This is a genomic window from Shewanella sp. FJAT-51649 (assembly GCF_019457435.1).
Classification (GTDB): Bacteria; Pseudomonadota; Gammaproteobacteria; order Enterobacterales; family Shewanellaceae; genus Shewanella; species Shewanella mangrovisoli.
In genome coordinates, this window is the sequence record NZ_CP080411.1 from 4,802,558 (window position 1) to 4,819,901 (window position 17,344).

The following is a 17,344-nucleotide window of genomic DNA, read 5'->3' on the forward strand; positions in this document are numbered from 1 at the left end:
GCTGGTTTTACTTGTCTCATTTCCGACCAAGGAAATGGACTCGCCTTAGACTTGAATATTCAAGACACTTAAAAAGTGTTTTAAGAACTCAATTTTTTCGTATTAACACAACGACAGACATCATTGCATTAATTACTATCAGCTTTCCAAATTGTTAAAGAACAATGCTTACCGGCAAGCGGTGCATTTCGCTCTCCCTCCTCTTTCGAGAAGTTCAACAAGCCATCTGTGTGAACACTCAACAAACATCGAGTTAGTCGTATAGGTAAGGAGGTGATCCAGCCCCAGGTTCCCCTAGGGCTACCTTGTTACGACTTCACCCCAGTCATGAACCACAAAGTGGTGAGCGCCCTCCCGAAGGTTAAGCTACCCACTTCTTTTGCAGCCCACTCCCATGGTGTGACGGGCGGTGTGTACAAGGCCCGGGAACGTATTCACCGTGGCATTCTGATCCACGATTACTAGCGATTCCGACTTCATGGAGTCGAGTTGCAGACTCCAATCCGGACTACGACGAGCTTTGTGAGATTAGCTCCACCTCGCGGCTTTGCAACCCTCTGTACTCGCCATTGTAGCACGTGTGTAGCCCTACTCGTAAGGGCCATGATGACTTGACGTCGTCCCCACCTTCCTCCGGTTTATCACCGGCAGTCTCCCTAGAGTTCCCGCCATTACGCGCTGGCAAATAAGGATAGGGGTTGCGCTCGTTGCGGGACTTAACCCAACATTTCACAACACGAGCTGACGACAGCCATGCAGCACCTGTCTCAGAGTTCCCGAAGGCACTAAGCTATCTCTAGCGAATTCTCTGGATGTCAAGAGTAGGTAAGGTTCTTCGCGTTGCATCGAATTAAACCACATGCTCCACCGCTTGTGCGGGCCCCCGTCAATTCATTTGAGTTTTAACCTTGCGGCCGTACTCCCCAGGCGGTCTACTTAATGCGTTAGCTTGAGAGCCCAGTGTTCAAGACACCAAACTCCGAGTAGACATCGTTTACGGCGTGGACTACCAGGGTATCTAATCCTGTTTGCTCCCCACGCTTTCGTGCCTGAGCGTCAGTCTTTGTCCAGGGGGCCGCCTTCGCCACCGGTATTCCTCCAGATCTCTACGCATTTCACCGCTACACCTGGAATTCTACCCCCCTCTACAAGACTCTAGTTTGCCAGTTCGAAATGCAATTCCCAGGTTGAGCCCGGGGCTTTCACATCTCGCTTAACAAACCGCCTGCGCACGCTTTACGCCCAGTAATTCCGATTAACGCTTGGACCCTCCGTATTACCGCGGCTGCTGGCACGGAGTTAGCCGGTCCTTCTTCTGTAGGTAACGTCACAGCTGCAAGGTATTAACTTACAACCTTTCCTCCCTACTGAAAGTGCTTTACAACCCGAAGGCCTTCTTCACACACGCGGCATGGCTGCATCAGGGTTTCCCCCATTGTGCAATATTCCCCACTGCTGCCTCCCGTAGGAGTCTGGGCCGTGTCTCAGTCCCAGTGTGGCTGATCATCCTCTCAGAACAGCTAGGGATCGTCGCCTTGGTGAGCCATTACCTCACCAACTAGCTAATCCCACCTAGGTTCATCCAATCGCGGAAGGCCCAAAGGTCCCCTCCTTTCCCCCGTAGGACGTATGCGGTATTAGCAGTCGTTTCCAACTGTTATCCCCCACGACTGGGCAGATCCCTAGGCATTACTCACCCGTCCGCCGCTCGCCACCTCAGGAGTAAACTCCCTTGTGCTGCCGCTCGACTTGCATGTGTTAGGCCTGCCGCCAGCGTTCAATCTGAGCCATGATCAAACTCTTCAATTAAAAGTTTTGTGAACCCGAAGGTTCGGCTCAATGAATTCTGAATCGACTTAACTTAATAAGTCTTTGTACATATTGCTATGAACACTCATTCATTGATGTAAATTTTGATTACTCGCCAAACGGCAGAGTAATTTCGATTAACTCAACACCTGTGAGTGTCCACACAGATTTCTTGTTTAGATTGTTAAAGAACATTTGACCTCAGCTTTCGCGTTACCGCTCAGCGGGTCAGGGCTGCGTATTCTACGCATTTCCCGTGTCGCGTCAAGGCGTTTTTGCAAACTTCTTGAGGCTTTCGAACCAAGTGCACATTTTGCATTCGATTCACACTGATACCGCATTCGCTTTCGCTGTCTGCCGTGTCAGTGGATGCGCATTATAGGCAGCGAAAACTTTTGTGCAAGGGCTTTTTGTCAGAAAATTACGATTAATCATCTAGACGCCTAGATATCCAGCAACATGAATAAAAAAGGGGCTAAACAGCCCCTTTTTAAACTCATTTGGTTAACGAAACAGTAACTATGGACTGAAGAATCGCGATTCTTGCTCGACTTCGATTTCTTCACCATCGATATGGGTTTTCACTTTTATCTCGATGTTAGTCACTGAGCGCGAAAGTTCGACCGGATCGACCCCGACACTGATAGGTAGAGTTAGCACTTCACCCCCTGCAATAGTCACTGAGGTTGGTCCATACCATTTATAGTTATTGAGACCTTCAACACTCATAGTGTATTCATGGGCTCGTTCTGTCTTGTTGAGAATTTTCAGGGTGAAGGTGTTTTCAATCAGCCCTTGATTGTTTTCTCTATAGAGTTGGTTACGGTCACGGATGATATCCATGCGCACGGGGGCAATCGTCGCGCTCGCATAGATAAAGATCAGGATCATGGCGGCCAACACCACACCATAGCCCACCAGCTTAGGACGTAATACCTTCTCTTTAATACCTTCGAGTTTATTTTCGGTGGTATAGCTAATCAGCCCTAGAGGGTACCCCATGCGTTCCATGGTTTGGTCACAAGCGTCAATGCAGGCGCCGCAGTTAATACATTCGTATTGCAAGCCGTTACGAATATCGATACCCGTCGGACAAACTTGGACACAGAGGTCGCAGTCGATACAGTCGCCTAAGCCCATTTCTTTGGGGTCGGCTTTGCGTGAACGCGGGCCGCGGGTCTCGCCGCGTTTTGCATCGTAACCAACGATATAGGTGTTTTTATCAAACATCGCCGATTGGAAACGCGCGTACGGGCACATATGGATACACATGATTTCACGCATCCAACCCGCATTACCGTAGGTCGCTAAGGTAAAAAAGATAACCCAGAAGTAGATAGCACCCGATGCATTAAGGGTAAATACATCGACATAGACTTCACGGCTAGGCACAAAATAAGACACAAAGGTCATGGCCGTGATGAGCGAAAGCACAATCCATGCGGTATGTTTTGCCGTTTTGCGCCAGATTTTGTCAAAACCCCACGGCATTTGATCTAACTTAATGCGTTTATTACGGGCACCTTCGAGTTTTTCTTCGAACCAGATGAACATAAAGGTCCATACGGTTTGCGGACAGGTGTAACCACACCAGACTCGGCCGAGGTAGGTTGTCACGAAAAATAACGCAAAGGCGGCTATCATAAAGAGAGCGGCAAGTAAGGTCAGATCCTGTGGCCAAATCGTTAAACCAAAGACATGGAACTTCTGCTCAGCCAGATTGAACCAAACGGCTTGACGGTCTCCCCAAGGGATCCAAGGTAAGATTAGGAAGAAGAGCATTGCGACCCAGCCCATACGGCGGCGTACACTACTCCATAATCCATCGATGGCCCGGACATAAATCCGGTTGCGGGGGTTAAAGCGATCAGCCTTATCTGCATCTGGCTGGTGAATCTTAATTCGATTGGTTTTCGAATAGTCCTTGTTATTAGATTCTGCGTTCATCGTGACAGCCTTTTACTGCTTTAATATTGGACGAAAACTGGCTTATTATACCCATATTATTAATGGTTATTCACTTATGTTGGACTAAAAGATGAAAGGTTGGATCATATTAGCGCTCCTGTGTGGTGCATTATATTACTTATACACCGAAACAGACAAATTAGATGCACCTATAGCTAAAACAGAGGAAATGGTTCAGAAGATAGAAAACAAAATGGGCTCAATGACGGGCACCCAAATTATTAAGATCGATCAGAAACGCACTAAGGCTCGAACAGCCATTTTGGAGCGACTATCGGCTCCTGAAGTCGAAGAGTTTAATAAAATCCCACTCACTGAAGACGGTATTGCCGATTTTAAAGACAGCTACTGCGGCACTAAGGCGCCCGAGCACCCAATCTTTAGCCGAGATAACCTGTTTTATATCTGCGATAACCTCTAATCCAACTTACAGGCAAACGGAATTTTGCAACCCATCACTAAGCATGGCGCTTAAGCGATTGACCAAAGACATGATTCCGCCTAGCCTTTGAGCTTCAATTACATAGGCCTTGTATCATGACTAAACCAGTATCAGATATTTTTGATCCCGCACTGTGGGATGAAGTCAGCGGATTTAACTTCGACGATATTACTTACCATAGAGCCAAAGCCCACGGCACAGTGCGTATCGCCATCAACCGTCCAGATTGCCTCAACGCCTTCCGCCCAAAGACGGTCGACGAGTTGTATATCGCCCTCGATCACGCTCGCCAATGGTCCGATGTAGGTTGTGTGTTACTCACGGGCAATGGCCCATCGGCCAAAGGACAATATTCGTTTTCCTCCGGTGGCGATCAACGTATTCGCGGTAAAGATGGTTATAAATATGAAGGCGCCGAAGAAGGCAAAGCTGATTTAGCCAGAATGGGGCGGTTACATATCCTCGAAGTCCAACGATTGATCCGCTTTATGCCTAAAGTGGTGATCGCAGTCGTGCCAGGTTGGGCGGTTGGTGGCGGCCATAGTTTGCACGTTGTCTGCGACTTGACCTTAGCCTCAAAGGAACACGCCGTCTTCAAACAAACCGATCCCGATGTCGCGAGTTTCGACTCAGGCTATGGCAGTGCTTATCTTGCCAAGATGATTGGCCAAAAGCGTGCGCGAGAAATTTTCTTCTGTGGCTTTAACTACAGTGCAGATGAAGCCTTTGCCATGGGAATGGTGAATAAATCGGTTCCCCATGCCGAACTCGAAGTTGAAGCATTAAGATGGGCCAAAGAGATTAATTCCAAATCGCCGACGGCGATGCGTATGTTGAAGTACGGCTTTAACATGACTGACGACGGCATGGTCGGTCAGCAACTGTTTGCGGGTGAAGCGACGCGCTTAGCCTATGCCAGTGCAGAAGCTCAAGAAGGGCGCGATGCTTTCCTCGAGAAACGTGACCAGGACTTTTCAGCGTTTCCTTGGCATTACTAGTCGAAGCTGATTGCCATATAAAGCCCTCATTTGAGGGCTTTATATTTTTTAGCGCTTATAGATAGAAAAAACCGTTTAAACTAATCTCAAAATACGGGTTTAAATTTTAATGAGAATTGTTATCATCTAATCATTCCCAATTGGGGCTAACATTAGAGGATAGGATCATGACCAAGACATTAACTTTTGCCGTATTACATTTCAGCGTTGCCTTCACCGTTACCTATTTATTAACTGGTAGTGTTTTGGTCGGTGGTGCCGTCGCCTTAGTTGAGCCCGCGATAAACACTGTCGTGTTTTATTTCCACGATAAAGTATGGAAACGTTTCGAGGCAAAAAAGCAAAACGCGCTTAATGCAATAACGGCTTAATACACTCAGCCACCAGCATATACTCTAATAAAGCCCCAATAAAAAACCGCCATTTAGGCGGTTTTTTATTGCTTCCGATTTATTCCACCGTCACCGATTTAGCGAGGTTTCGCGGTTGATCCACATCGGTGCCCTTAATTAAGGCAACGTGATACGACAGCAACTGTAGTGGGATAGTGTAAATCAGCGGCGCCATATAAATATCGCAGTGTGGAACCGGGATAACCTTCATGGTTTCGTCAGATTCAAACTCTGCATCCACATCGGCGAAGACATACATTAAGCCGCCACGGGCACGCACTTCTTCAACGTTAGATTTCAGCTTTTCTAACAGCTCGTTGTTTGGCGCCACCACGATGACGGGCATGTCGGCATCAATCAACGCCAGTGGACCATGTTTCAGTTCGCCAGAGGCATATGCCTCAGCATGGATGTAGGAGATCTCTTTTAGTTTGAGCGCACCTTCCATCGCAATCGGGTACTGATCGCCACGGCCAAGGAATAAGGCATGGTGTTTGTCGGCAAAGTCTTCCGCCAATTCAGCAATCGCATCATCTAAACCTAGAGCTTGTTCCACTTTGGCAGGCATAGACTGTAGGCTTTGGGTGATCTCCGCCTGCATTTGCTCCGACATACCATTATGGCGACCGATCACCGCGGTCAGCATTAACAAACCCGCTAGCTGCACAGTAAAGGCTTTAGTTGAAGCAACGCCAATTTCAGCGCCTGCTTTCATCATGTACGCCATGTCAGACTCACGAACTAAGGAAGAGCCTGGAGCGTTACAAATAGTTAGCGTCGCCTTATAACCCATTTCTTTAGCTAGGCGCATCGCCGCCAGCGTATCGGCAGTCTCGCCAGATTGAGAAATGGTCACCAACAGGCTGTTAGGGAACAAATGCGACTTGCGGTAGCGAAATTCGGAGGCGATTTCGACATTACAAGAAACGCCGGCCCAATCCTCTAACCAATAACGCGCCGCCATACCCGCATGGTAACTAGTACCACAGGCAATGATTTGTACGTGTTTGATATCTTTTAAGAACTCAGCAGCATTATCGCCAAAAGCCGTGTCGAGTACTTGCTTGTTAGCGATGCGGCCTTCGATAGTGCGTGTCAGCGCCAATGGCTGCTCATAAATTTCTTTGAGCATATAGTGGCGATATTCACCTTTGTCACCGGCATCGTGGGTGATTTCAGATTCTTTAACTTCGCGCTCAACTTTATTGCCATGCACATCGAAAATACTCACAGTGCGACGAGTCACTTCAGCCACGTCACCTTCTTCTAAAAACGCGAAAGAACGGGTCACAGGCAATAGCGCCAGTTGATCAGACGCGACAAAGTTTTCACCTAAACCAAAACCAATCACCAGTGGACTGCCTGAACGTGCCACAACCATGCGCTCGCTATCGCGGCGGTCAATCACCACAGTGCCATAAGCGCCTTCGAGTTGTTTCACCGTGGCTTGCACCGCTGCCAGTAAAGTGTCGTTAGATTTCAATTCATGGTGAACTAAGTGGCAAATCACTTCGGTGTCGGTATCCGAGCTAAAGTGATAGCCCAGCTCTTTAAGCATTTCGCGCAGTTTATGATGGTTTTCGATAATGCCATTGTGCACCACGGCAATATCGCCTTCAGATAAATGTGGGTGAGCATTGCGCTCGCTTGGCTCACCATGGGTAGCCCAACGAGTATGAGCAATCCCAGTGCCGCCCACTAACGGGTCGGTTTCGAGTGCGGCAGAAAGCTCCTGTACTTTACCCACACGGCGAGTGCGATTAAGTTCACCATTGTGGATAACGGCAACACCTGCGGAATCATATCCACGATATTCTAAACGACGTAAACCTTCGACCAGAATTTCGGCCACATCCCTTTGCGCCACGGCGCCAACGATTCCGCACATAGTTTTTACCTATAAAATGAAAAATAAAAATGAAGTTGTTTGAGTCATTTGCTCAGGCTTATCACGGGCAAATGCCTAAGGCGAGTAGGGTGCTAAGATAACTTTCACGCCTTGCTCGGTAATTTGGTTAAGGGCGCTCTCTTCGATGCGAGCATCGGTGACTAGCACACTGATTTGCGACCAAGGTAGTTCTAAGTTAGGGATCCGCTTACCTATTTTGTCCGAATCCACCATAACGATCACTTCGCGGGAAACCTCAGCCATCACCTTGCTTAAACCTGTCAGCTCATTAAAGGTGGTAGTGCCGCGCGCTAAATCGATACCGTCGGCACCGATAAAGAGTTGGTCGAAGTTATAGGAGCGCAATACTTGCTCAGCCACTTGCCCCTGGAACGACTCAGAATGGGGATCCCAGGTTCCGCCGGTCATCAATAGGGTCGGCTCATTTTCCAGTTCGTGAATCGCATTAGCCAAATGCAAGGCATTGGTCATGACCACCAGCCCTCGCTTGTGGTTAAGTTCAGCAATCAAGCCTGAAGTAGTGGTGCCACTGTCGATGATGATGCGATTGTGATCTTTAATCAGCTGCGCAGCGGCTTTAGCGATGGATAACTTGTTAGGGGCAATCTTGGCAGAAAACTGTTGCGTCACTTCATCGGGAATGGCTACAGCACCACCGTAGCGACGTAACAACAGTCCGGTTTTTTCAAGCTCAGCCAAGTCTTTACGAATAGTCACTTCTGAGGTTTCGAAACGTAATGACAACTCATCGACACTCACTTCACCCTGTTCATTCAGAATGCTGATAATACTGTGACGTCGTTGCTGTGTGTTTCGTTTATTCATAAAACCTTTCAGTTAACTTTCGATTCGAAAGTTATATTATAGAGAAACGAAACATTTTTGCTAGTATTCGAAAGGTGTTTTTAGCGTGAAAATGATGTAGTTGTTGAGTTTTTAAAATTAACCCAATGAAAAGCAATAAAAAAGCAGTTCACCTATCGATGAACTGCTTTAAACGAGCTAAAACTTAAGCGTAGAAAGTGAAGTTAGAACTTAGCTTCAAGTGCCACGCTGAAGTTACGATCTTGGCCTAGGGTCACCATATTGTATTGGCCGCCATCGATATAATCGGTATCAAACAGGTTTCTCACGTTCGCGCGGATGCTAACGTCTTTACCCATAATATCCATAGTGTAGGCAGCACCGATATCGAAGCGAACATAACCGTCTTTACTGATAGTGTTATCCAGGTTAGCAAAACGCTCGCCAACATAGATAGCACCGAAGTTCATTGCAAAGTTATCGGTTACTTCATAACGAGTCCAGATATTGGCCGACCATTCAGGGGCATCGATAGGCGTTTTACCTTCGCGCTCATCACCCGTTTGATACTCAGCATCGAGGTACATCATAGATGAAGTCACAAACCAACTATCGCCTAGCTTACCCTGGGCGCCCACTTCAAAGCCGCGGTGTTTTTGCTCACCGCCTTGGGTGGTGATTGAAGTGTATTTTCCATCTTCACTTCGTGGGTCACTTGCTGTCAGCACCTCATTGATAGAGATATTCTCAAGCGTGACATCAAATACCGCAGCCGTTAATAACAAGCTATCGTCAAACAGTTCCCACTTAGTCCCCACTTCATATTGAATTCCATATTCAGGTTTGAGGTTAGTGTCATGATTAACATTTAGAGGGTCGGTAATACCACCTTGCGGTGTAAAGCTCTTAGAGTAGTTAACGTATATGCTGCCATTGGTCATTGGTGAATAGATCACCCCAAATTTAGGCGATACGGCATAGCTATTTTCACCAAATCCATCTTTTTTCTGCTCGTCATAACGTACCCCAGCGAGCAATTTCCATTGTTCGTTGATGGTCATTAAATCTTGCAGATAGAAACCGTAGTATTTGTATTCATTTGGAGTGCCTTTCTTACCTGTATGGTAATCAAGATCCGGTTGAATCACTGGCTGACCAGGAATAACGGTTTGCGCTGCGCCACGGGCGATTTGTTGCTGGTAGAAGTAATCGAGATAGTTAGCGCCAATCAGCAACTGATGCTCCATACCCGCTAATGCAAACTCGCCTGTAAAATCGACATAGGCGGTTTTATGCTGCCAATCATCGTAACGATCGAATGGTCTAATGCTGTATCCCGAGGTGAATGGGTCTTCATTATATTGCGGCGCAGAATCGAAACGCTGGCGATTAAACTGTTGATCGTTATAACCCAGTTTAACTTTCCAATCGTCACTCATATGCCAAGTTAAATCGGCACCTAAGTTAGAAACCGTGTTATCGGTAAAGGCCCAAGGGGCATCCCAGATGGTTTTACGCTGACCAACAACATTGCCTTGCTTATCTAACCAACCGCCAGCATCGATACCGGTTTTATCTTGGGTATGGTCGTATTTCAACGACAATAACAGATCATCACTGATATCGAATTCGAGGTTCAAATAACCTAACCAACGATCACGCTCTTGGTTTTCATCGGTCGTTGAATATTCACGCCAGTATTTAGTGTCTTGTTTGACTAACACACCGCGGTAACGAATGCTTTGAGCCTCGTTTAAACTGCCACCAGCATCTAACTGTGCGCGGGTAGAGCCGTAACCGTCGGTATCAAACCCTAAGTTGAGCATAGAATCATAGGTGGGTTTCTTGGTGACCATATTCACCAAACCGCCGGGGCCAGATTGGCCATACAACATGCTAGAAGGGCCTTTCAGTACTTCGACTTGTTGCAGGGTTTCGATAGGTTGGACGTAGTGGGACCATTGCTGGTGGCCGTTGATCAGATAACCGTTACCCGAATCTAATTCAAAGCCACGAATACTGAAGACTTGGCGGTTCCAACGGGTAGTTCCCGCAGTCACACTTGAATCGTTTACTAAGACTTCCGCAAGGTTAGTCGCTAATTGTTCATCGGTGACAAAGTCGGGGATAACATTCACAGATTGTGGTGTATCCATTAAATCGATATCACCACGCATAGCACCGGATGCACTGCCGACTTTATAGTCGTTAAACGTACGGCCTGTCACATTAATGCGCTCAATGTTTTCATCATTTGGCGCCTCGGCCATAACAGGCATCGCCATTAATGCAGACCCTACGGCCAAACCAACCACTGAATATTTAAATACCATTGCCAACACCTCAAGTAGACCTTTCGTCTTAGAATTGCAGGCAATATAAATAAGAATTGTTTTTATTTAATCATCTTTACACGAATTTACAATCCAGCGTGACCTGGATCAACTTTCAATAAAAACAACGAATTAGCCATAACACCACAGTATTAACTCAACATTAATTTGGCTAATTTTTATTTGGTGAGGATTTTTAGCTTTGACAAAAAACATAAAGCGGCAATAAGCCGCTTTATGTTGACTGAGTACAGCGCCGTTATTTCTTAATCTTTACCGGACGTTGCCAGCCAGTCAGATGTTTTTGCTTAACACGGGTGATAACCAGCTCATCCTCACCCACATCACGGGTAATTGTTGACCCAGCACCCAGCGTCGCGCCTTTACCAATGGTCACTGGCGCCACCAGCTGAGTATCACTTCCCACAAACACATTGTCTTCGATTACGGTTAAGTGTTTATTGGCACCATCGTAATTACAGGTAATAGTACCCGCACCAATATTCACGCCCGCACCGATTTGCGCATCGCCTAAATAGGCTAAATGACCCGCCTTAGAACCCACACCTAAAACGGCCTTTTTCATCTCTACAAAGTTGCCGATATGGGCATCCTGCATTAACTCAGCACCGGGGCGTAAACGGGCAAAAGGCCCGGCACTGGCGGCAACGCCCAGCTTCGCGCCTTCGATAATAGAGTAAGGTTTGATCTCGGCATTATCGGCAATTTCACAGTCGATAAGAATCGCGCCAGCGCCGATGCTAACGTTATTACCAATCACCACTTTGCCTTCGAAAATCACGTTCACATCGACCATCACATCCATACCGACCGTCACTTCACCACGGATATCGATACGGCTTGGGTCACGCAGATTTGCGCCAGCAATCATCAACTTTTCCGCTTCACGAGCCTGATAAGCGCGCTCGAGTTGTGCAAGCTGCACGCGGTTATTAGCACCTTCCACTTCAATTGCAGACTGTGGCTGAGCGGTATTAATCTCAACCCCGTCGGCGTGGGCCATGGCGATAATATCGGTCAGGTAGTATTCCCCCTGAGCATTGTTATTCGATAGGCGACCAAGCCAGGTTTTTAATGCCTTGCCCGGCACCGCCATAATGCCCGTATTGATTTCATTGATGGCGAGTTGCTCGGCATTGGCATCCTTTTGTTCGACGATGCCGACAACCTTACCCTGCTCACGCACGATACGGCCATAGCCAGTTGGATTGGTTAGATTAACGGTTAAAATCGCCACGCCATTATCGGGACGCGCAGCAAGCAATGCTTCAAGCGTAGAGGCTTGGATCAAAGGCACATCACCGTAAAGGATCAGCACAGTGTCATTATCATCGATATTGGGAATCGCCTGAGCGACCGCATGGCCTGTGCCTAACTGCTCGGCTTGCAACATCCAATTGAGTTGCTGCTCACCCAAAGCCGATTTTAGTTTGTCGGCACCATAGCCGTACACCAATTGAATGGCATCGCTGCCGATACTGTGGGCGGTATCGATAACATGCTGCACCATGCTCTTGTGGGCGATAGGATGTAATACCTTGGGAAGATCCGAGCGCATGCGAGTTCCTTTTCCTGCCGCTAAGATCACTACATTTAATGCCATTGCCATATCCTTGATTAACATCCCAAAGGGATAAACTGAGCTCGATTTAATGGCGCAATTTTAACGGAAAGGCGCAGCAAAGCGAAAGGCTGATATCAAAACGTTCCGAAAAAACCAACAAAAAAGGCGGCTATCTTTCGATAACCGCCTTTTATCACAAACAATAACCTTTATCTGGCAATGTTTTTCTTGATGGTTTCAACAACACGTAATTGAGCCATTGCTTTCGCTAACTCAACCATAGCGGCGTCATAATTGAAGTCCGCACCCGCAGTTGCCATATGGGCTTCTGCACGACGCTTGGCTTCTAATGCTGCCTGCTCATCAATATCTTTGGCACGCATAACCACATCAGCCAACACAGAAACAGAAGAAGGTTGTACTTCCAGTAAACCACCAGAAAGATAAAACACTTCTTCGCTGCCGTCTTGTTTGACGATGCGCGCCATGCCAGGTTTGATATAGCTTAACAGTGGAGCGTGGCCATGCATGATGCCCAACTCACCTTCAGAACCGGTCACTTGTAGGCTAGCTACGCGACCTGAGAAGATGCTGCTCTCTGCGCTTACTATATCAAGCTGTACTGTCATGGCTGCCATCCCGTTCTCCTTAAAAAACTAAGTATGACTACTTAGTTATTTCTTTTTGTTAGCTTTCTCGACAGCTTCGTCGATAGAACCAACCATGTAGAACGCTTGTTCTGGAATGTGGTCGAACTCGCCACTCAGAATTCCCTTGAAGCCACGGATAGTGTCTTTCAGAGATACGTACTTACCAGGAGAACCAGTAAAGACTTCTGCTACGTGGAAAGGCTGAGACAAGAAACGCTCAATCTTACGTGCACGGGAAACGGTCATCTTATCTTCGTCTGACAGTTCGTCCATACCGAGAATCGCAATGATGTCTTTCAGCTCTTTGTAGCGTTGCAGAACAGTTTGTACACCGTTAGCTACGTCATAGTGCTCTTGACCAACCACTAATGGATCTAATTGACGAGAAGTCGAATCCAGTGGGTCAACCGCTGGGTAAATACCCAGAGAAGCGATTTGACGTGACAATACAACAGTCGCATCTAAGTGAGCGAAGGTTGTTGCTGGTGACGGGTCAGTCAAGTCGTCCGCAGGAACGTATACCGCTTGTACAGAGGTAATAGAACCAGTCTTAGTTGAAGTAATACGCTCTTGCAGAACGCCCATTTCTTCAGCCAGAGTGGGTTGGTAACCTACTGCAGAAGGCATACGACCTAACAGTGCTGATACTTCAGTACCGGCTAGGGTGTAACGGTAGATGTTGTCAACGAACAACAGAACGTCACGACCTTCGTCACGGAATTTTTCAGCCATAGTCAGACCGGTCAGTGCTACACGCAGACGGTTTCCTGGTGGCTCGTTCATTTGACCATAAACCATGGCTACTTTGTCGAGAACGCCAGAATCCTTCATCTCGTAGTAGAAGTCGTTACCCTCACGAGTACGCTCACCTACACCGGCGAATACAGAAAGACCTGAGTGAGCTTTAGCGATGTTGTTAATCAGTTCCATCATGTTAACTGTCTTACCAACACCCGCACCACCGAACAGACCTACTTTACCACCCTTAGCGAATGGACATACAAGGTCGATAACCTTGATACCAGTCTCTAACAGTTCAGTCGTGTTTGATTGCTCTTCGTATGAAGGAGCGCTGCGGTGAATCACATAACGTTCTTCTTCGCCAATTGCGCCAGCTTCATCAATAGGGTCGCCTAATACGTTCATGATACGGCCAAGAGTGGCAGTACCAACAGGAACAGAAATAGGTGAACCTGAGTTTACTACCTCAAGACCACGACGCAGACCATCAGAAGTACCCATAGCGATGGTACGAACTACACCACCACCTAGTTGTTGCTGAACTTCCAGCACCAAACCATTACAGGAGCCTTCACCTGTGATCTTCAGAGCGTCATATACCTGAGGTACGGCATCTTGTGGAAACTCTACGTCCACAACCGCGCCAATCACTTGGACAACAGTACCTGTGCTCATGATTAATCCTCTAAAACTTGTATTCGTTACCTAACCTAAACCGCAGAGGCACCAGAAACAATTTCCGACAGTTCCTGCGTAATCGCAGCCTGACGAGCCTTGTTATAGACCAATTGCAAATCGTCAATCAGTGTACCCGCGTTGTCTGTTGCCGCCTTCATCGCCACCATACGGGCAGCCTGTTCAGAAGCAATGTTTTCAACAACACCTTGGTAAACCTGAGATTCTACATAACGAACCAATAAGGTATCCAAAAGGGCTTTTGGATCTGGCTCGTAGATGTAGTCCCAACGATGAGCAACCTCATCATCTTCCGATTTAGGCAAAGGTAGCAGCTGCTCGATCACAGGAGTCTGCGTCATAGTGTTTACAAACTTGTTGAACACTACGTACAGACGATCCAGTTTGCCTTCGTTGTAAGCATCTAGCATTACACGTACTGTCCCGATCAGGTCAGCGAGCTTTGGCGCATCGCCTAAACCTGAAGCATGGGCAGATACTTGACCGCCAAAGCTTTTGAAAAACTGAACACTACGAGCACCGATTGGGCAGAATTCAAATTCTGCACCTTGCTCTTTCCAGCTTTTCACGTCTGAAACAACCTTTTTAAAGAGGTTGACGTTCAGACCACCACAAAGGCCACGGTCGGTTGCTACAACAATGTAACCAACCCGCTTGGCCTCTCTCACCTCTAAGTAGGGGTGTTTATACTCGAGAGAACCTTGCGCTACGTGACCGATCACCTTACGCATGCTTTCCGCGTATGGACGGCTTGCAGCCATGCGTTCCTGCGCTCTGCGCATTTTGCTGGCTGCCACCATTTCCATGGCGGACGTGATCTTCTGAGTGTTTTTCACACTCGCGATCTTGGTTTTAATCTCTTTAGCGCCGGCCATCTCTACTCTCCAATCTGGACCTGAGGTGCCTTAAGACACCTCTATCATTGTTACCAGGTTTGGGTTGCTACGAACTTGTCGAGGCCAGCTTTTAATTCAGCTTCGATATCGGCGTTATAATCGCCAGTCTCGTTGATAAGCTTGATTAAAGCAGCATGCTCGCTGTTCATGTACGAGAGCAGAGCGGCTTCGAAATCACCAACTTTTTTCAGCTCAACGCCCTTCAGGTAACCTTTTTCAGCTGCGAAAATTGACACAGCTTGAGCGGCTACGCTCATAGGAGCATATTGTTTTTGCTTCATCAGTTCGGTAACACGCACACCATGCTCAAGTTGAGCACGAGTTGCATCGTCTAAGTCAGATGCAAACTGTGAGAACGCAGCAAGTTCACGATACTGTGCTAGAGCGGTACGGATACCACCAGACAGTTTCTTGATGATCTTAGTCTGAGCCGCACCACCAACACGAGAAACAGAAATACCTGGGTTAACCGCTGGACGTAAGCCAGAGTTAAACAGATCGGTCTCAAGGAAGATCTGACCGTCAGTAATAGAAATTACGTTGGTCGGTACGAATGCAGATACGTCACCCGCCTGAGTTTCAATAATAGGCAGCGCGGTTAAAGAACCGGTTTGACCTGTTACAGCACCCTTAGTGAACTTCTCTACATATTCTTCGTTTACGCGTGAAGCACGCTCTAATAAACGAGAGTGTAGATAGAATACGTCACCAGGATAAGCTTCACGGCCTGGTGGACGCTTCAGCAGTAACGAGATCTGACGGTAAGCAACAGCTTGCTTAGACAGGTCATCGTATACGATCAGAGCATCTTCACCGCGGTCGCGGAAGTATTCACCCATAGCACAACCAGAGTATGGTGCTAAGTATTGCAGTGCTGCAGCTTCAGAAGCTGTTGCGACTACAACGATAGTGTTAGCTAATGCACCGTGCTCTTCTAGCTTGCGTACTACGTTAGCGATAGTAGAAGCCTTTTGGCCTACTGCTACGTACACACATTTGATGCCAGAATCGCGCTGGTTGATGATTGCGTCGATCGCCATCGCTGTTTTACCAGTTTGACGGTCGCCAATGATCAATTCACGTTGGCCACGACCGATTGGGATCATAGCGTCAACGGCTTTATAACCAGTTTGAACTGGTTGATCTACTGACTTACGCTCGATAACACCTGGTGCGATCACTTCAACAGGAGAGAAACCATCGTTATCGATAGCGCCTTTTCCGTCAATTGGCTCACCCAGAGTGTTAACTACACGGCCTAACAGGCCGCGACCGACTGGAACTTCCAGAATACGGCCAGTAGTTTTAACTTTTACGCCCTCTGCTAAATCAGCATAAGGACCCATTACTACGGCACCGACAGAATCACGTTCAAGGTTCAACGCGATTGCAAAACGGCTACCAGGCAGTTCGATCATTTCACCTTGCATCACATCGGCCAGGCCGTGGATGCGGATAATGCCGTCACTTACCGCAACGATAGTACCTTCGTTACGAGATTCGCTAACGACTTCGAACTGCTCGATCCGCTGCTTAATCAGATCGCTGATTTCAGTGGAATTCAGTTGCATGCTCAAACTCCCAATTACGACTGCAGCTTTTCAGACAGACGCGATAACTTACCGCGGACAGAGCCATCAATGACTAAGTCACCTGCCTTAATAATTACACCGGCGATGAGCGCGGCGTCAGTGCTGCAATTCAGCTTAACTTTGCGTGCGAGACGTTTCTCTAAAGAATTACTGATCTGCTGCTGTTGTTCAGAGCTGAGCTCAGCTGCAGAAACCACATCGGCTTCCACTTCTTTTGCCCACTCATTACGGTATTGAGCAAAAAGCTCAGATACAGCAGGTAGTACCTTTAAGCGACCGTTTTCAGCCATTACCTTTATCAAGTTCTGACCTTGCTCATTGATTTGCTCACCACACACACTAATAAAGAGTGCAGCAAGTTTAGTACTGGCTAAAGAACCAGTTAGCAGTGGCTGCATGGTTTCGTTTTCACTCACCAGTGCGGCGAACGTGAGCATTTCTGCCCAGGTATCCACTGCATTGTGTTCAACAGCAACGTCAAAAGCTGCCTTTGCGTAAGGGCGAGCGATGGTGGTTAATTCAGCCATAA

General features: G+C 47.4%; 13 protein-coding genes and 1 rRNA gene. 3 read left to right on the forward strand and 11 right to left on the reverse strand.

Features of this window, described 5'->3' with window-relative positions; translation table 11 throughout:
* Nucleotides 1-266 precede the first annotated feature (266 nt).
* Nucleotides 267-1,809, reverse strand: a 16S ribosomal RNA gene (locus K0H59_RS21015).
* 519 nt (nucleotides 1,810-2,328) lie between these two features.
* A complete protein-coding gene (gene ccoG / locus K0H59_RS21020) occupies nucleotides 2,329-3,756 on the reverse strand; it encodes a cytochrome c oxidase accessory protein CcoG (protein ID WP_220054286.1) in 1,428 nt (475 codons plus the stop codon).
* A gap of 91 nt (nucleotides 3,757-3,847) precedes the next feature.
* Here ccoG and K0H59_RS21025 point away from each other — a divergent pair, with 91 nt between their 5' ends.
* From K0H59_RS21025 to K0H59_RS21035, 3 genes are all read left to right on the forward strand, one after another.
* Nucleotides 3,848-4,198 carry a hypothetical protein gene (locus K0H59_RS21025; RefSeq protein ID WP_088212839.1) on the forward strand — a complete coding sequence of 117 codons (351 nt, stop codon included), beginning with the start codon at nucleotides 3,848-3,850 and terminating at the stop codon, nucleotides 4,196-4,198.
* 116 nt (nucleotides 4,199-4,314) lie between these two features.
* Nucleotides 4,315-5,217: a 1,4-dihydroxy-2-naphthoyl-CoA synthase gene (locus K0H59_RS21030; RefSeq protein ID WP_011627707.1), complete on the forward strand. Its 903-nt coding sequence runs from the start codon at nucleotides 4,315-4,317 to the stop codon at nucleotides 5,215-5,217.
* 167 nt (nucleotides 5,218-5,384) lie between these two features.
* Nucleotides 5,385-5,588 carry a DUF2061 domain-containing protein gene (locus K0H59_RS21035; RefSeq protein ID WP_169548704.1) on the forward strand — a complete coding sequence of 68 codons (204 nt, stop codon included), beginning with the start codon at nucleotides 5,385-5,387 and terminating at the stop codon, nucleotides 5,586-5,588.
* A 79-nt stretch (nucleotides 5,589-5,667) separates the two neighbouring features.
* Here the strand turns inward: K0H59_RS21035 and glmS are convergent, their stop codons facing one another.
* The 9 genes from glmS to atpH form a co-directional block, all read right to left on the reverse strand.
* Nucleotides 5,668-7,497 carry a glutamine--fructose-6-phosphate transaminase (isomerizing) gene (gene glmS, locus K0H59_RS21040; protein ID WP_220054287.1) on the reverse strand — a complete coding sequence of 610 codons (1,830 nt, stop codon included), beginning with the start codon at nucleotides 7,495-7,497 and terminating at the stop codon, nucleotides 5,668-5,670.
* Nucleotides 7,498-7,572: 75 nt separating this feature from the next.
* Complete coding sequence (locus K0H59_RS21045) at nucleotides 7,573-8,343, reverse strand: DeoR/GlpR family DNA-binding transcription regulator (RefSeq protein ID WP_011627710.1); 771 nt, start codon at nucleotides 8,341-8,343, stop codon at nucleotides 7,573-7,575.
* Nucleotides 8,344-8,546: 203 nt separating this feature from the next.
* Nucleotides 8,547-10,655 carry a TonB-dependent siderophore receptor gene (locus tag K0H59_RS21050; protein WP_220054288.1) on the reverse strand — a complete coding sequence of 703 codons (2,109 nt, stop codon included), beginning with the start codon at nucleotides 10,653-10,655 and terminating at the stop codon, nucleotides 8,547-8,549.
* A 259-nt stretch (nucleotides 10,656-10,914) separates the two neighbouring features.
* On the reverse strand, nucleotides 10,915-12,279 hold the full coding sequence (gene glmU, locus K0H59_RS21055; protein ID WP_220054289.1) for a bifunctional UDP-N-acetylglucosamine diphosphorylase/glucosamine-1-phosphate N-acetyltransferase GlmU: 1,365 nt from the start codon (nucleotides 12,277-12,279) through the stop codon (nucleotides 10,915-10,917).
* A 170-nt stretch (nucleotides 12,280-12,449) separates the two neighbouring features.
* Nucleotides 12,450-12,878: a F0F1 ATP synthase subunit epsilon gene (locus K0H59_RS21060; protein WP_011624645.1), complete on the reverse strand. Its 429-nt coding sequence runs from the start codon at nucleotides 12,876-12,878 to the stop codon at nucleotides 12,450-12,452.
* A gap of 36 nt (nucleotides 12,879-12,914) precedes the next feature.
* Nucleotides 12,915-14,306: a F0F1 ATP synthase subunit beta gene (gene atpD, locus K0H59_RS21065; protein ID WP_011718832.1), complete on the reverse strand. Its 1,392-nt coding sequence runs from the start codon at nucleotides 14,304-14,306 to the stop codon at nucleotides 12,915-12,917.
* 35 nt (nucleotides 14,307-14,341) lie between these two features.
* Entirely contained in the window at nucleotides 14,342-15,202 is an 861-nt protein-coding gene (gene atpG, locus K0H59_RS21070) for a F0F1 ATP synthase subunit gamma (RefSeq protein ID WP_011718833.1), read from the reverse strand.
* 50 nt (nucleotides 15,203-15,252) lie between these two features.
* Nucleotides 15,253-16,794 carry a F0F1 ATP synthase subunit alpha gene (gene atpA / locus K0H59_RS21075; protein ID WP_011718834.1) on the reverse strand — a complete coding sequence of 514 codons (1,542 nt, stop codon included), beginning with the start codon at nucleotides 16,792-16,794 and terminating at the stop codon, nucleotides 15,253-15,255.
* 14 nt (nucleotides 16,795-16,808) lie between these two features.
* Nucleotides 16,809-17,342, reverse strand: coding sequence for a F0F1 ATP synthase subunit delta (gene atpH, locus K0H59_RS21080; RefSeq protein WP_011718835.1), 534 nt, complete (start codon nucleotides 17,340-17,342; stop codon nucleotides 16,809-16,811).
* Between the last annotated feature and the right edge of the window lie 2 nt (nucleotides 17,343-17,344).

What these genes read in the sequence shown, in the direction of transcription:
- K0H59_RS21045 (WP_011627710.1), bottom strand. Translation starts at nt 8,343, where the DNA reads ATGAATAAACGAAACACACAGCAACGACGTCACAGTATTATCAGCATT.
- atpD (WP_011718832.1), bottom strand. Translation starts at nt 14,306, where the DNA reads ATGAGCACAGGTACTGTTGTCCAAGTGATTGGCGCGGTTGTGGACGTA.
- atpA (WP_011718834.1), bottom strand. Translation starts at nt 16,794, where the DNA reads ATGCAACTGAATTCCACTGAAATCAGCGATCTGATTAAGCAGCGGATC.
- K0H59_RS21030 (WP_011627707.1), top strand. Translation starts at nt 4,315, where the DNA reads ATGACTAAACCAGTATCAGATATTTTTGATCCCGCACTGTGGGATGAA.
- K0H59_RS21035 (WP_169548704.1), top strand. Translation starts at nt 5,385, where the DNA reads ATGACCAAGACATTAACTTTTGCCGTATTACATTTCAGCGTTGCCTTC.
- K0H59_RS21060 (WP_011624645.1), bottom strand. Translation starts at nt 12,878, where the DNA reads ATGGCAGCCATGACAGTACAGCTTGATATAGTAAGCGCAGAGAGCAGC.
- glmS (WP_220054287.1), bottom strand. Translation starts at nt 7,497, where the DNA reads ATGTGCGGAATCGTTGGCGCCGTGGCGCAAAGGGATGTGGCCGAAATT.
- K0H59_RS21050 (WP_220054288.1), bottom strand. Translation starts at nt 10,655, where the DNA reads ATGGTATTTAAATATTCAGTGGTTGGTTTGGCCGTAGGGTCTGCATTA.
- K0H59_RS21025 (WP_088212839.1), top strand. Translation starts at nt 3,848, where the DNA reads ATGAAAGGTTGGATCATATTAGCGCTCCTGTGTGGTGCATTATATTAC.
- atpG (WP_011718833.1), bottom strand. Translation starts at nt 15,202, where the DNA reads ATGGCCGGCGCTAAAGAGATTAAAACCAAGATCGCGAGTGTGAAAAAC.
- atpH (WP_011718835.1), bottom strand. Translation starts at nt 17,342, where the DNA reads ATGGCTGAATTAACCACCATCGCTCGCCCTTACGCAAAGGCAGCTTTT.
- glmU (WP_220054289.1), bottom strand. Translation starts at nt 12,279, where the DNA reads ATGGCATTAAATGTAGTGATCTTAGCGGCAGGAAAAGGAACTCGCATG.
- ccoG (WP_220054286.1), bottom strand. Translation starts at nt 3,756, where the DNA reads ATGAACGCAGAATCTAATAACAAGGACTATTCGAAAACCAATCGAATT.